Here is a 14,599-nt window from a genome sequence, read left to right on the forward strand (position 1 = left end):
GGGAGGGCCCGGACGGGTCGGGCCGCCGGCGCCGGGCGGGTCACGCCTGCACCGCCGGGTTCTTCGTGGAGCCGAGCCCGTCGGCGCCGACCTCGACGACGTCGCCGGCCTTCAGGTACGGGAAGCGGCCGGAGAGGGCGACGCCCTCGGGGGTGCCCGTCAGGAGCAGGTCCCCGGCGTCGAACGCCATGAACTGCGACATGTGGTGGATGATGCGCGCGACCGTGAAGATCATGTCCTTCGAGTTCGAGTCCTGGCGGATCTCGCCGTTGACCTTGGACCACAGGCGCAGGTTCTGGACGTCGGCGATCTCGTCGGGCGTGACCAGCCACGGGCCGAGCGGCGTGAACGTCGGGCACGCCTTGCCCTTGGAGAACTGGCCGCCGGAGCGCTCGATCTGGAAGTCGCGCTCGGAGAGGTCGTTGGCGACGACGAACCCGGCGATCACGTCGAGGGCCGCCTCCTCGGACTCCAGGTAGGACGCGGGCTTGCCGATGACGACGCCGAGCTCCACCTCCCAGTCGGTCCGGACCGAGGTGCGGGGAATCTGCACCTGGTCGTGCGGGCCGACGATCGTGTTGGGGTGCTTGTAGAACACCACCGGTTCGGCGGGCGGCTCGGCGCCGGACTCGGCGCAGTGCGCGGCGTAGTTCATGCCGATGCAGACGATCGCGCTCGGTTTCGCGATCGGCGGCGCGATGCGCTGCGCCGCGATGTCGATCTCGGGGAAGCCGGCCGTGGTCCGGATGCCGCCGCGGGCGAGGAACTCGCCGTCGATGTCGCCGATGGGGCCGGAGAGGTCGTAGTACTTGCCCTCGTGGAGCGCCACGGGGGTCTCGTAGCCGGGCCGGCCGATGCGCAGGTACTTCATGACTCTCCTAGCTGGTAGACCTTGGCGGCGGTGCCGCCGAAGACGTCGGGGTCGGCCCGCCCGAGGACCTCGGTGAGGGCGTCCTTCACTTGCGTGTAGGTGGCCGCGAGCTCGCAGACGGGCCAGTCGGAGCCGAACATGAGGCGGTCGGGGCCGAACAGTTCGAGCGCGGTCTGCACGAACGGTCGCAGGTCGGCGGGCTTCCAGGTCTCCCAGTCGGCTTCGGTGACGAGCCCGGAGAGCTTCGCGACCGCGTTGGGCCGCTTGGCGAGCGGCGCGACCGCCGCGCGCCAGGCGCGCAGCCCGTCGTCGCCGTCGCGCACCTGCGGCTTGCCGAGGTGGTCGAGGACGAAGGTGAGCTCGGGGACCGCGGCGGCGGCCTCGGCGGCTGCCGCGAGCTGGTCGACCCGGACCACCAGGTCGAACGTCGGCACGTGCCGGGCGACGGTCTTGAGCGCCGCGATCACGTCGGGCCGGGCGAGGAACCCGGACTCGGGGCGGCCCTGGACCTGGTCGCGGACGCCCACGAGGAAGCGGGCGCGTGGGTGGCTCGCGTACCGGGCCAGAGTGGGCGCGAGGTCGGGGGCGAGCAGGTCGGCGAAGCCCACCACGCCCGCGATCTCCTCGACCGCGCCCGCGAGGTGCAGGAACTCGACGGTCTCGGAGGGGTGGCCCCAGTCGGCCTCGACGAGGACCGTCCGGTCGACCCCGGCGGCCTTCAGGTTGGCGCGCAGGTCTGCGACGCCGTAGTCGCGGCGGATCGGCGCGAACTCGGGCCGGCTCGCGAGCCACGGGTAGTCGGCGGTCCAGATGTGGTGGTGCGCGTCGATGACGAGCGGAGCCGTCATGGTACGGGTGCCTCCTCGGCCAGGAGCCCGGCTCGCTTGAGGTCGTGCCACAGCGCGCCGGGTACGGGATGGGCGAACATGGCGAGGGCGTCGTCGACCTCTTCGGGGGTGCGCGCGCCGACGAGGATCGACGCGACGGCGGGGTGGGCGGCGGTGAACTGGAGGGCGGCGGCGCGCAGGGGCGTGCCGTGCCGCTCGCAGACGGCGGCGATCGCCTGGGCCTTGGCCACCAGGCGCGGATCGGCCTGCGCGTAGTTGAAGGTCGCGCCGGGCTTCGGGTCGGCGAGGATCCCGGAGTTGAAGACGCCCGCGGCGATCACGGAGACGCCCCGGTCGAGGCACAGGGGGTAGAGCCGGTCGAGCGCGGACTGGTCGAGGAGCGTGTAGCGGCCGGCGATGAGGGCGGTGTCGAACGCGGCCCGCTCGATGAGATCGGCCGCGGCGCCGGTGGAGTTCATGCCGATCCCGATCGCGCCGATCCTCCCGCCCGCCTTGAGTTCGGCGAGGGCCCGGTAGGTGCCTTCGAGGGCGGCGTCGCGGTGGTCGTCGGCGTCGTGGATGAGGCCGATGTCGGCGCACTCGACGCCGAGCCGTTCGAGGCTGCCGAGGTAGGAGTCGTAGGCGGCCCGGTAGGAGAAGTCGAACTCGGCGCGCTTGCCGTTCGGTTCGGCCCACAGGTCCCAGGCGCCCTCGTGGTCGACCAGGACCCGGCCGAGCTTCGTGGAGAGCGTGTACTCGCCGCGATCCCTCGGGGCGAGCGCGTTGCCGAGCCTGAGTTCGGAGAGCCCGGCGCCGTAGTGCGGCGCGGTGTCGAAGTGCCGGATCCCGCCGGCCCACGCGGCGTCGACGGTCGCGGTCGCGACGGCCGGATCAACCGGCGTGAAGAGCCCGCCCAGGGGCGCGCACCCGAGGCCGACGGCGGAGACGGTGACGTCGGTGGAACCCAGCCGCCGAACCGGCAGCGCGGACTGGTGAGCGCTCACGGGGTCTCCTATGCGGGAGTTATGGGGGCGTTTCCGGAGGTTGGTCCGCATACGGACCGGCCCCCGCGACACTATCCTATAGGATATTCGGCATGACAGCGAGAGCCGCCGACCCCGCGAACCGGACCGCCGCGGAAGCCGCCGGGAAACGCACGCTGGCCGACGACGCGTACGCCGAGCTCAAGGCCCGCATCATGCGGTCCGAGCTCGCGCCGGGCGCCAAGCTGAGCATCGACGGCATGGCCAAGGAGCTCGCGTTCTCGCAGACGCCGATCCGCGAAGCGCTGGCGCGCCTGGAGTCCGAGGGGCTGCTGGCCCGGCGCCCGCTCAGCGGCTACACGGTCGAGCCGCTGCTGTCCGCCGCCGAGTTCGCCGACCTGTTCGACCTGCGCATGATGCTCGAACCCCTCGCGGCCCGCCGGGCCGCCGAGCGGCTCGCGGCCGAGGCCGAGCTCGGCGGGGCCGCGGCGGCCGAACCGGTGCAGGGGCCCGCCGCGGGCCTCTTCGACGCCGCCCGCACCCCGCACCCGAGCGCCGGCAAGCTCGAGTTCACCGAGGCCGACCGGCGCTTCCACGACGCGGTCGCCGAATGCAGCGGCAGCGTCCAGATCGCGAAGGCGATCCGCCGCCTCGACGCGCACCTGCACCTCCACCGGGCGTACATCGCGCCCGAGTCGATCGGGGAGACCGAGGCCGAGCACCTCGCGATCGCGGACGCTATCATTGCCATGAAACCGCTTGCCGCCGAGGAGGCGATGCGCCGCCACCTCGAACGCTCGAAGGTGCGGCACGCCGCCGCCTTCACCGCGGCGAACGCCGAGGCCGTCTCGAAACCGAAGCGCGCCAGAGCGAACCGTTGACACCGACCGACGGCCGCGACCGGACCACCCGGCCCGACCGCACCGCACCATCCGGTCGGCCGTCTCCGGACCGACCGGCCGGGCCGACGAGCCCGGCCGCCGTCCGGGACCGGCCGGTCCGGGCGACCCGCTGGACCACCCGGTCCACACCGACCCGAAGAGAAGAGGTGACCGCGCGATGAAGCGCGTAGCGCTGTTCATCACCTGCGTCAACGACGCGCTCTTCCCCGAGACGCCCAAAGCGGTCGTGCGGATCCTGGAGCGGCTCGGCTACGACGTCGACTTCCCCACCGCCCAGACCTGCTGCGGCCAGATGCACGCCAACTCCGGCTACCGGCGGGACGCCGCGACGCTCGCGCGCGCCTTCGACGACGTCTTCGGCGGCTACGACGCGATCGTCACCCCCTCCGGCTCCTGCGCCGCCATGGCCCGCGACCAGTACCCCCACCTCACCGGGTCCGCCATCGGGCAGCGCGTCCACGAGCTCTCCGAGTTCCTCATCGACGTCGCCGGCGTCGAGGACGTCGGCGCGGTCTTCCCCCACACCGTCACCTACCACCCGACCTGCCACGGCACCCGCGCACTCGGCCTGGGCGACAAACCGCTCCGCCTCCTGCGCGCCGTCGGCGGGATCGACCTGATCGACCTGCCCGCCGCCGACCAGTGCTGCGGCTTCGGGGGGACCTTCGCCCTCAAGAACTCCGAGGTCTCCTCCGCGATGCTCGCCGACAAATGCGCCAACGCGGCCGGCACCGGCGCCGAATACCTCGCGGCCGCCGACAACTCGTGCCTGACCCACATCGGCGGCGGCACCTCCCGCAGCGGCGGACCCCGCCCGATCCACTACGCCGAGATCCTCGCGAGCACCGCATGAGCACCGACGCCCCCGCCCCCCGCGGCGACCTCGTCCCCGCCGCCTCGCTCATCCCCGCCGACGCGCCGTTCCCCAAGGCCGCCAAGGTCGCCCTCGGCATGCCGCAACTGCGCGCCAACCTCGCCCACGCCACCGGCACCATCCGCGCCAAGCGCGCCAAGGTCGCCGGCGAACTCGACGACTGGGAGCGGCTGCGCGACACCGCGGCCGCCGTCAAAGCGGACGTGCAGCGCCGGCTCCCCGAACTCGCCGTCCAGTTCGAGGCCAACGCCACCGCCGCCGGCGCCGTCGTCCACTGGGCGCGCGACGCCGCCGAGGCCAACGCCATCGCCGCGCGCCTCGTACGCGAGGCCGGCGCCGACGAGGTCGTCAAGGTCAAATCGATGGCGACACAGGAGATCGAACTCAACGAGCACTTCGAGGCCGAGGGCCTCAAGGCGTTCGAGACCGACCTCGCCGAACTCATCGTGCAGCTCGCCGAGGACAAGCCGAGCCACATCCTCGTGCCCGCGATCCACTACAACCGCACCGAGATCCGCGACATCTTCGACCGGCGCATGGGCGACGCCCCGGCCGGCCTGACCGACGACCCGGCCGCGCTGGCCGAGGCCGCGCGGCTGCACCTGCGGCGCCGGTTCCTGTCGGCGAAGGCGGCCGTCTCCGGCGCGAACTTCGCGGTGGCGGAGACCGGGTCGCTGGTCGTCGTCGAGTCGGAGGGCAACGGCCGCATGTGCCTGACGATGCCCGAGACGCTCATCAGCATCGTCGGCATCGAGAAGCTGCTGCCGTCCTTCGCCGACCTCGAAGTGTTCATGCAGCTCCTCCCGCGCTCGTCCACGGGCGAGCGGATGAACCCGTACACGTCGGTCTGGACCGGGGTGCGCGAGGGCGACGGCCCGCAGAACGTGCACGTGATCCTCCTCGACAACGGCCGCACCGGCGTGCTCGCCGACGAGGTGGGGCGCCAGGCGCTCTCGTGCATCCGCTGCTCGGCGTGCCTCAACGTGTGCCCGGTGTACGAGCGGACCGGCGGGCACGCGTACGGGCACGTCTACCCGGGCCCGATCGGCGCGATCCTCGCGCCGCAGCTCGAGCCGGGCCGGCACGACGACCTGCCGTACGCGTCGAGCCTCTGCGGGGCCTGCTACGAGGTGTGCCCGGTCAAGATCAACATCCCGGAAGTGCTCGTCCACCTGCGCCAGCAGGGGCCGCACGCAGCGGGGGAGCGGGCCGCGATGGGAGCCGCCGAGGCCGTGATGGCCCGCCCGCGCCTGTGGCGCACCGCCCTGCGAGCGGCACGGTTCGGTGCGATGCCGTGGCGCCGAAAGGGGTACATGCGGCGCCTGCCCTGGCCGGGTTCGAAGTGGACGGTCAGCAGGAACCTGCCGGTGCCGCCGAAGGAGTCCTTCAGGGACTGGTGGAAGGAGCGCGACCGATGAGCGAGCGAGGCGGCGCGCCGGGCGGTGCCCGCGAGGAGATCCTGGCCCGGATGCGGCGCGCCCTGGAGGGCGCCTCGGAGGCGCCGCCGGTGCCGCGCGAGTACCGGCGCGCCCTGGCGCCGGGGACCGACATCGTGGCGATGCTCGTCGACCGCCTGGTCGACTACAAGGCGAACGTGCACCACGGCGCCGCCGCGATCACCGACGCGCTGGCCGGCGCCCGGCGCGTGGCGGTCCCGGTCGACTTCCCGGCGCAGTGGCGGCTCGGCACGGCCGAGTTCGTGGAGGACACGGCCCTGACCACCGAGGAGCTCGACGCGGTCGACGCGGTCATGACCGGATGCGCGGCGGCCGTTGCGGTCTCCGGAACGATCATGCTCGACGCGGGCGAGGCCCAGGGGCGCCGCGCGCTGACGCTGGTCCCGGACCACCATGTCGTGGTGGTCCGCCGGAACCAGATCGTCGGCCATCTCGCCGAGGCGCTGCCGCGCCTGGACCCCGGGGCCCCGCAAACCTGGATCTCGGGCCCGTCGGCGACCAGCGACATCGAGCTCCAGCGGGTCGAGGGCGTCCACGGCCCGCGCCGGCTCGACGTCGTAATCCTGGACGACTGAGCCGGCGGACGACTGGGCCGGCGGGGCCTTCAAGGGCGGTCGGTCAGCCGTTGCAGGTTCGGAAGATCTCCTCCTTACTTCTCCACAGGCATATGGCGTGGTCGAGGACGGCTTGAGTGCGGGCCGGGTCGTCTTGGCGGAGCCAGTCGAGGTTGTCGGGGGCTGGGGTCAGGCGTGGGAGGCAGTCGAGGTGGGTGACGTGGCCGAGCAGGGGTGGTGTGTGTTCGGTGAAGGTGAGGCGGAAGGTCGGCTCGTGCCAGTGCCAGGCGAAGGCGATGGTGCGGTCGGCGACCTCGCGGTAGCCGAGGACGGGCAGGCCGTCGGCGAAGCGCAGGGTCATCCTTCGACCTCCGCTTCGTGGCGGGCGGCGTGGTGCCAGATCGCGGTGGCCCGTTCCCTGGCGGTGCGGCGGAGCGCAGGGGCCCATTCGGCGCGGTAGAGGTGGAGGCGGGCGAAGGGTGAGCCGATGCGGTTGATGTAGCCGAGGTCGACGGCGGGTTCGGGTGCGATGCGGCGCAGGCGGACGGCGGTGGTGGGGCCGCCGGCGAGCTGGTACACCTCGATGCGGCGGTGTTCGAGGGTGAAGCGGCCCAGGACGATGCGTTCGGGGTTCATGCGGCACCGCCGTCCCAGGAGAAGCCGATCAGGGCCGTGAGGACGTCGCGGAGGGAGTCCGAGCCGATGCAGGAGGCGAGGAGTTTGACGGCGGAGCGGCGTTGGGGGCAGCCGTGGGCGCCCCAGGTGTGGTGGCACCATTCGCAGCGCAGGCGGCCGAGGCCGAACCAGGTGCGGTAGGGCTTGTGGAGTTCGAGGTCGATTTTGACCGAGGCGGGGACCGGGTCATGGCGTACGCTGAACGAGACCACGGGAGGTTTCCTCTCTGGTAAGGGGCGGGCCGCCGGCTTCGATTGGCGTTGGAGATGCGGCGGCCCGCCGCGTTTCTATTCAGTTGGTTTTCTGGGACGCGTGATACACGCGTGCTGAAACCATTGCATGGTCATTCGCGAACGGCAAGCAGCGACACGCGACAGGGCCTGAAACGTCTAGTCGACGGCGAGTCGCTTCCGAGACAAGGCCAACGAGCGAGCCGGCTCTGCGCTCTGCGTGGCAACTCGCCCTTGCTTGACTGAGGGTCGAGCCGAGCCAATAGGCTGCGGCAGTGCCCCAACGCTTGAGCGAGTCCCTGTCCTCAGTTCTTGCCGAGCAGTTCGGGTTGCTCATCACCCACGCCGACCCGGTCCGGGGACTTGGCGGTGAGTGCGAGATCTGGAAGTCGTCCGCAGCGGGCGGGCTCGCCATCCGGATCAGCCCCCGGAGCAGAACCGTGGACGACCCGGAGTGGGTCTATCAGGTCGCTGCTCAGCTTGCAGAAGTCGTACCCGAAGTCGTAATCCCGCTACGAGGAGCCAGCGGTCGAGTTCATTATCGGGTTGATCGACTGGGATGAACTTCGGATCGACTTCCCCGAGCGAGAACTTGCCTGGGCGACACGGGAGATGTCCAAGAACCCGGCCGGTGACACACTTCTGCACGACCGAGCACACGACTTCCTTGATGTCTACGTCCAAGGAACTGGACGAACGGTCGATCGCAGCACCGTCATACCCCTGATCCGCGACGGGCTTCGCACGGAGATCTGTCGGGCCTGTACTGATCAGGGCGAGAAGGCCAACGATAACGGCTACACCGAAACGCAAATCAAAGCATTTTGGGCAATGCGCGATGCTGCGCTGTAACCGCCTTTGACTGAATCTCGCCGGAGCGGAATTGCCTCAACCGCGTGCCCGAGCACGTCCAGGGCGGTGGGATTCCAAGAGCGGAGGACCGACGGGTGTTCGCGGCGATCGTGTCTGACCGACCGTCTCGTTGCCGGTTCGCGCCGGTTGCGGTCAGAGCGGCAGCGACGAAGGGCGGAGGTCGGTGCGTGGCTCGATTGCGTGCTACCGGTTCGCGCGGGCTGGGGTCAGAGCGGCGGCGACGAAAGCCGGTGAATGGCGCAGGCTCGGGGGCGTGCTGCGGGTGCATCCGGGTCGGGGTCGGGGTCGGAGCGGCAGCGACGAGGGAGTGTCGGCTGGGCGGGTGTTCGAGGCTCGGGCCGGGGCGGGTTGCGCTCGCCCCGGGCTCGGGTTCGGGCCATATCGCTTGGGCCGCTTGGCGACTGGTGCTCGAATGTGAGTGTTCTGTGCGCGTGTGGGTGATGACGGTATCGCACAAGGGTGCGAGAATGGGGGTACGCACAGGGACAGGGAGTTCGGTGCAGGTGCAGGGCGGTGCAAGCAGACTGAGACAAGCCTCTGGCCGGCCGGCAGACCACACTGACTTCGAGGCAGGGCCCCCGACGCAAGCGGTCGGAACCGGGTCGATCTCATCCCTCACTGCGATCGGGACCCGCAGCAGTCAACCGGCCCCACCCCATGGAGGGGGTGGGGAGGTGATCGGGCGGGGGATCGACCGGTCGGGATCACCCCGCCGGCGGCAGTGCTCCAACGAGGCACAAGACCGGACCACCACGGGAGACGACACTGCTATCAAGCACGACAAGGATGACTCGGTGCTGCGGCCTGCGCGATAGCGCCCGGCCGGGGCATGAGCGAGTGCCAGCCGATGTCGCTGCTGCCTTCACAACTCAACAGGGGATACGCCAAGAAGCGGCGACACAGGAGTGCGCTCGATGCGCGCTGGATGGAGTCGAGCAGGGCCACGCGGAGTCTGGCACGAGTGGCCAGGGCAAGCAGTGAGCGTCGCGCGAGCGTGCGCTCAGGCCGCAGCCGGGAACGCCACATGTGCCGGAGCGATTGGGATCGGGCACGATCGGATCCAGGGCCGACCGAGGTGAGCGGTGATCGGAGATCGTGGTTCACCGGGGCCGGTCCAGGGCCGCCTGAGGTGAGCGCGATCGGAGCGACCGTGGCTCACCAGGACCGGTTTTGTCAGGCTCGCCGCACGCGAGCGGGAAGACCCAGACGACGCGAGCACAGCGGCGGAGTGCGGGAATGATGGTGAGTGCGCGAGCCTGCCGTGAGGCGCTGATCGCTGCACGAGAGCGGGTAGGCCGGCGGTGCGAGCACAGCGGCGGAGTCGGGAGGGCTGGCGAGGGCGCGAGCCTACCGTGAGCGCTGGAAGCGCCTCCGGCATGGCGTGAAGCGGTGCCGAGCAGAGCAGCGCCGGACAGCTGAGGCAGCCAAGGCAGCCAAGGCAGCCAAGGCCGAGCATGCATTGCCGAGCCCGGCCACTCCAGGCCATGTCGGGGCCGTGGCGCACCGCGGGGACCGTTCCAGCGACGGACCGAACTCGATTCGCAGGCGACGACATCCTGGCCGGCCGAAGCGGACCCGGCCACGGCAACACGCCTTCGACACGCACGGCTCGACCCGTCATCGGTGCCTTACGGACCTTGCCCGCATCGCGACCCGAGACCCGGCGCGCACCTCGGGCACGCACTCACCTGGTGGTCGCTGCCCGATCGAACACCGGCCCGACGCGACCGGGGCGCGACCCGGCTCGGTTTTCGCAGGTCATTGATGGCGTTAGACACCGGGCGGAGCGAACCCGGCCGCGGCGGCATGCCTCCGACACATGCGGCTCAACCCGTCATCGGTGCCTTGCGGACCTTGCCCGCATCGCGACCCGGCCCCCGGCGCGCACCTCGGGCACGCACTCAGCTGTCGTCGCCGCCTGATCGAACACCGGACACGACCAGACACCGCCACGGAGGCACGACCCGTACCGCTACTCAACCTCTCGTCGCTGCCGGGTTGAACACGGATCCCGGCGATTCCGGGGGCGGGACCGGCTCCGGTTCGCACGCACGTGATGGGGTTCGACGCCGGACGGAGCGAACCCGGCCGCGGCAACCCGCCTTCGACACCCGCGACGCAACCCGCCATCGGTGCTCTTCCGGACCTGGCGCGGATCGCGACCCGGCCTCCGGAGCGCACCCGCAGCCACGCCCTCACCGGTTCGTCGCCGCCTGATCGAACACCGGTCCGACGCGACCAGGGCTTGACCGCGCTCCGGTTCGCAGGCCATTCATGGGTTCGACGCTGGCCGAAGCAGACCCGGCCACGGCTCAACCCGCCATCGGTGCTCATCCGGACCCGGCACGGATCGCGACCCGATCGTTCGAGCGCACGACCGCCCGCCGCGAACAGCACCGCGCCGCCGTCCACGTCGCCGTCATCAGCAACTGGCTCGACGACATCTCGCACACGGCCTAGCCTCCTCGCCCGCCCACCCGCCGTGCGGGCGGCGCGCGTCGCCGGCTCCGTCAGCCCGAGTACATGAGGACGATCGCGGCGCACGCGCCCGCGGCCGCGCTGATCAACGGGGCCCGTACCGAGCGCCTCCGGTCCGCGCGCGCAGTCGCGGCCACGATGAGCCACGGGCACAGCGCGATCCAGCCGTACTCGGGGTGCTCGGGGTTCGAGCCGCTGAGCGGCGCGATCATGAGCGCCAGCACCGGGCCGATCATGAGCGGCCACGCCGAGCTCGACCCGAAGCGGCGCAGGCTCTCCACGACCGCCGGGCCGCACGCCACGGCCACGAGCGCCGGCATGAGCGCCACCCACCACAGCTGCTCGGGGTGCGCGGCGACCTCGCCGATCGCCGCGTTGTAGGTGTCCACGAGCCCGTACGGCCACGACGACCCGAACGAGGCCGACACGGCGAGCACCGCCAGCGCCGCCGCCGCCGACACCAGGATCTGCGCCGGGCGCCGCCGCGCGAAGTAGAGGCACAGCAGCGACACGGCGAACCACGCCGCCCCGTACGACAAGAGCGCCGCGATCCCGAGGAGCCCGCCCGCGGCGGCCGCGCCCCAGAACGCGTCCGCGCCCTTCACGTGCTTCTCGGAGACCACCGCGCCGCACGCCAGGACCGCGGCGCACGCGGCCGCGGCGATCCCGTCGATGCCGAGCGTCGCCCAGGCCGCCCACGGCCCCAGGATGAGCGCCGGCGCGAGCGCCCGCGCCGCCACCGGCCCCGACACCGACTTGACCGCCACGAGCACCAGCGGCACCGACAGGCACGACAGCGCGATGACCGTGATCGCCAGGCCCGCCTCCGAACCGGTGTAGGACACCAGGAGCGCCGCCGCGCGGCGCGCGCCGTCGGTCGCCGTCGACATCGTGGTGGGGTCCACATTGGTGTGCAACGCGGCCGACCACGTGATCGACGCCAGGTACGACAGCACCAGCAGCGTGTGCCACGACATGCGCGCCGCCGCGGGCCGGGAGGCCGCCGCCAGCACGGCCGCGGCCGCCAGCGGCGCCACCACCATGCCGGGCGTGACCCGCAGCGACAGGTTCTGCGCGGGCCACCACGGCAGCGTCGTCGGACCGACCACTTCGGAAGTCGACACCGCCACCGACGCCATCGTCAGGACCGCGACCGTCAGGCACAGCCAGATCCCGAGGTCGCGCAGGCTCGCGTGGCGCCGCGCCGGGGCGAGGGCGTCGACCCGGTCGGTGAAAGAGGTCTGCGGTGCGGTCACACCACGAAACTATCGGGTATCCGACAGAAGCGTCCGCCGGGCGACAGAACTCCGGCAAACTTCACAACACACCGAGATCACCCTCCGTATGCGGGAAAGGACTCATGACCCCCGAATCCAATCCGAGCACCGGCGGCGCCGCCGACGAAGCGGGCGCCGCGAAGACCGATCCGAACCGGCAGGTGCGCGGCGACGAGCGCCGCGAACTCACCGAACGCGTGACCGCCGCCTACGGCCAGGGCCGCAGCATCCGCGACATCGCGTCCGCGATAGGCCGATCGTACGGTTTCGTCCACCGCCTACTGGCCGAGGCCGGCGTCGACTTCCGCACCCGGGGAGGCGCCCGCAAGGGCGGCCGGAAATAACCGGGGCCCGGCGCGGCGTTGCACCGTCGGAGAGAAGCGACGGAACGGCCCAAGCCCTACCGGATGACGACCTGCCGGACGACGAACGCACTTGGGCATCTACACGGGAGGCCCAGTGTCATCGATGGGAGCCGCCGGTTGGGACGCCATGCGCTCGATGCGGCGCGCGGACGAGCTCAAAGGCGTCAAACTCAGCCGCGGCGTCAAACGCCGCATCCTGCGGTTCGCGCGCCCCTACCGCCGCGACATCGCGGTGTTCATCGCGCTCGTGACGTTCATCGCGGCCATCGGGGTCGCGACGCCCGTCCTCGCCGGCGACATCGTCAACGAGCTCACCGGCCCGGGCGGCACCCAGCGCGGCGTGGTCGCCATCGCGGCGGTCATCGCCGGGCTCGCCCTCCTCGAGGGCCTGCTCAACCTCGCGATGCGCTGGTACGGCGCGAAACTCGGCGAAGGCATCATCTTCGACCTGCGGCGGGCCGTGTTCGACCACGTCCAGTCCATGCCGGTCGCCTTCTTCACCCGCTCGCAGACCGGCGCGCTGGTCTCGCGGCTGAACAACGACGTCATGGGCGCCCAGCGCGCCTTCACCAGCACCCTCTCCGGGCTCGTCTCGAACGGCATCGCCGTCGCGCTCATCATCGGCGTCATGTTCTTCCAGTCCTGGCAGATCACCCTGCTCTCGCTGGTCCTGGTACCGGTGTTCCTGGTGCCGGCCAAGTGGGTCGGGCGCAAGCTCGCCGAGCTCACCAAGGAGTCCTTCGACCTGAACGCGGCCATGAACACCCAGATGGCCGAGCGGTTCAACGTCGGCGGCGCGATGCTCGTGAAGCTCTTCGGCCGCCCCGACACCGAGTCCGCCGAGTTCGCCGACCGCGCCGACCGGGTGCGCGGCATCGGCATCACCACCGCGATGTACGCGCGCACCTTCATCGTCGCGCTCACGGTCGTCGCGGGCCTGTCCCAGGCCCTCGCGTACGGCCTCGGCGGCGCGTTCGTCTTCGCCGGCCAGCTCAGCGCCGGCACCGTCGTCACCCTCGCGCTCCTCCTCACCCGCCTGTACGGGCCGCTGACGGCCCTGTCGAACGTCCGCGTCGACGTCATGAGCGCCCTCGTGAGCTTCCAGCGGGTCTTCGAGGTCCTCGATCTCAAGCCGCTCATCCATGACAAGCCCGACGCCCGCGAGCTGCCCGCCGGCGCGGCCTCGATCCGCTTCCGCGACGTCGGGTTCCGCTACCCCGGCGCCGACCAGGTCTCCCTGGCCAGCCTGGAGGACCTGGCCCGGCCCGACCGCTCCGACAGCGGCCGCGACATCCTCCGCGGCGTCTCCGTCGAGGTCGCCCCCGGCGAGCTCGTGGCGCTCGTGGGCCACTCGGGCGCCGGCAAGACCACCATGGCGAGCCTCGTCCCGCGCCTGTACGACGTGACCGCCGGCGCGGTCGAGGTCGGCGGCGTCGACGTCCGCGACCTCAAGTCCGACTCCCTCGCGTCGCACATCGGCATGGTCACCCAGGACGCGCACCTGTTCCACGACACCGTCCGCGAGAACCTCCGCTACGCCCGGCCCGAGGCGTCCGACGACGAGATCTGGGAGGCCCTCGACCGGGCCCAGATCGGCGACACCGTGCGCCGCCTCGAATCCGGGCTCGACACGGTCGTGGGCGAACGCGGCTACCGGTTCTCCGGAGGCGAGAAGCAGCGCCTCGCGATCGCGCGGGTCCTGCTCAAGGCCCCGCCGATCGTCATCCTCGACGAGGCGACCGCCCACCTCGACTCCGAATCGGAGGCCGCCGTCCAGCGCGCCCTCGACACGGCCCTGGAAGGCCGCACCTCGCTCGTCATCGCCCACCGGCTCTCGACCGTGCGCCGGGCCGACAAGATCGTCGTCCTCGAGGACGGCGAGGTCGTCGAGTCGGGCACCCACGACGACCTCGTGGCCCGCGGCGGCCTGTACGCCGAGCTCTACCGGACCCAGTTCGAGGAGCGCGGCGAGGACCGGAGCGGGTCCGGAGAGCGCGGCGAGGACCGCGGCGCCGGCCGGGACGTGGAGCCGGAGGCGTCCGTCTCCACCGCCGCGTGAGTGACTTGGGTCATAGAAGCCGCGAGCGAACGGTCGTCTTCGCAGGTCACCGCCCCGGACCGGGGGTGCTTCTCGCGCTGCGGGATGGCGGTGAAGCACGCGTACTGTAGGGTCCAAAGGCCGCTTCGGTTCACTATGCACCGAAGCGGTGAAGCGCCAGCAATGGCGGCACAC

15 protein-coding genes are annotated in these 14,599 nt (G+C 71.5%); 8 read left to right on the top strand and 7 right to left on the bottom strand.

What is annotated here, in order from left to right:
* Positions 1-40 precede the first annotated feature (40 nt).
* Genes GFD30_RS14630 through GFD30_RS14640 form a run of 3 tightly spaced genes read right to left on the bottom strand, consistent with a single transcriptional unit; the run spans position 41 to position 2,702 of the window.
* Positions 41-871, bottom strand: coding sequence for a fumarylacetoacetate hydrolase family protein (locus tag GFD30_RS14630; RefSeq protein WP_153025943.1), 831 nt, complete (start codon positions 869-871; stop codon positions 41-43).
* Positions 868-1,719, bottom strand: a complete 852-nt coding sequence (locus GFD30_RS14635; RefSeq protein ID WP_153025944.1) for an amidohydrolase family protein — start codon at positions 1,717-1,719, stop codon at positions 868-870. Before GFD30_RS14635 ends, GFD30_RS14630 begins: the two co-directional genes overlap by 4 nt.
* On the bottom strand, positions 1,716-2,702 hold the full coding sequence (locus GFD30_RS14640) for an aldo/keto reductase (protein WP_322633254.1): 987 nt from the start codon (positions 2,700-2,702) through the stop codon (positions 1,716-1,718). Before GFD30_RS14640 ends, GFD30_RS14635 begins: the two co-directional genes overlap by 4 nt.
* A gap of 92 nt (positions 2,703-2,794) precedes the next feature.
* Here GFD30_RS14640 and GFD30_RS14645 point away from each other — a divergent pair, with 92 nt between their 5' ends.
* From GFD30_RS14645 to GFD30_RS14660, 4 genes are all read left to right on the top strand, one after another.
* Complete coding sequence (locus tag GFD30_RS14645) at positions 2,795-3,562, top strand: GntR family transcriptional regulator (RefSeq protein WP_153025945.1); 768 nt, start codon at positions 2,795-2,797, stop codon at positions 3,560-3,562.
* Between the two features lie 178 nt (positions 3,563-3,740).
* Complete coding sequence (locus GFD30_RS14650; RefSeq protein WP_153025946.1) at positions 3,741-4,436, top strand: (Fe-S)-binding protein; 696 nt, start codon at positions 3,741-3,743, stop codon at positions 4,434-4,436.
* On the top strand, positions 4,433-5,875 hold the full coding sequence (locus GFD30_RS14655) for a lactate utilization protein B (RefSeq protein ID WP_153025947.1): 1,443 nt from the start codon (positions 4,433-4,435) through the stop codon (positions 5,873-5,875). Before GFD30_RS14650 ends, GFD30_RS14655 begins: the two co-directional genes overlap by 4 nt.
* A complete protein-coding gene (locus GFD30_RS14660) occupies positions 5,872-6,489 on the top strand; it encodes a LutC/YkgG family protein (protein ID WP_153025948.1) in 618 nt (205 codons plus the stop codon). The genes GFD30_RS14655 and GFD30_RS14660 overlap by 4 nt, the downstream gene beginning before the upstream one ends.
* A gap of 43 nt (positions 6,490-6,532) precedes the next feature.
* On the opposite strand, the gene GFD30_RS14665 is transcribed toward GFD30_RS14660, so the two are convergent.
* The 3 genes from GFD30_RS14665 to GFD30_RS14675 are packed head-to-tail and all read right to left on the bottom strand — an operon-like array spanning position 6,533 to position 7,355.
* Positions 6,533-6,829, bottom strand: a complete 297-nt coding sequence (locus GFD30_RS14665) for a hypothetical protein (protein ID WP_153025949.1) — start codon at positions 6,827-6,829, stop codon at positions 6,533-6,535.
* Positions 6,826-7,104 (bottom strand): hypothetical protein, encoded by a 279-nt coding sequence (locus GFD30_RS14670; RefSeq protein WP_153025950.1) that lies wholly within the window; start codon positions 7,102-7,104, stop codon positions 6,826-6,828. The genes GFD30_RS14665 and GFD30_RS14670 overlap by 4 nt, the downstream gene beginning before the upstream one ends.
* Positions 7,101-7,355, bottom strand: a complete 255-nt coding sequence (locus GFD30_RS14675; RefSeq protein WP_153025951.1) for a hypothetical protein — start codon at positions 7,353-7,355, stop codon at positions 7,101-7,103. Before GFD30_RS14675 ends, GFD30_RS14670 begins: the two co-directional genes overlap by 4 nt.
* Positions 7,356-7,919: 564 nt before the next feature.
* Here GFD30_RS14675 and GFD30_RS14680 point away from each other — a divergent pair.
* Positions 7,920-8,225 (top strand): hypothetical protein, encoded by a 306-nt coding sequence (locus GFD30_RS14680; protein WP_153025952.1) that lies wholly within the window; start codon positions 7,920-7,922, stop codon positions 8,223-8,225.
* 2,295 nt (positions 8,226-10,520) lie between these two features.
* Positions 10,521-10,706: a hypothetical protein gene (locus GFD30_RS14685; protein ID WP_153025953.1), complete on the top strand. Its 186-nt coding sequence runs from the start codon at positions 10,521-10,523 to the stop codon at positions 10,704-10,706.
* 50 nt (positions 10,707-10,756) lie between these two features.
* On the opposite strand, the gene GFD30_RS14690 is transcribed toward GFD30_RS14685, so the two are convergent.
* Entirely contained in the window at positions 10,757-11,980 is a 1,224-nt protein-coding gene (locus tag GFD30_RS14690; protein ID WP_153025954.1) for a hypothetical protein, read from the bottom strand.
* Between the two features lie 104 nt (positions 11,981-12,084).
* On the opposite strand from GFD30_RS14690, the gene GFD30_RS14695 reads away from it, so the two are divergent.
* Positions 12,085-12,345, top strand: a complete 261-nt coding sequence (locus tag GFD30_RS14695; protein WP_153025955.1) for a helix-turn-helix domain-containing protein — start codon at positions 12,085-12,087, stop codon at positions 12,343-12,345.
* Positions 12,346-12,442: 97 nt separating this feature from the next.
* The gene (locus GFD30_RS14700) at positions 12,443-14,425 is read left to right on the top strand and encodes an ABC transporter ATP-binding protein (RefSeq protein WP_407649057.1); all 1,983 of its coding nucleotides are present in this window, start codon (positions 12,443-12,445) and stop codon (positions 14,423-14,425) included.
* Positions 14,426-14,599: the final 174 nt, after the last annotated feature.

Origin of the sequence: Glycomyces albidus (assembly GCF_009451885.1) — a bacterium.
In the GTDB taxonomy this organism is placed as follows: domain Bacteria; phylum Actinomycetota; class Actinomycetes; order Mycobacteriales; family Micromonosporaceae; genus Glycomyces; species Glycomyces albidus.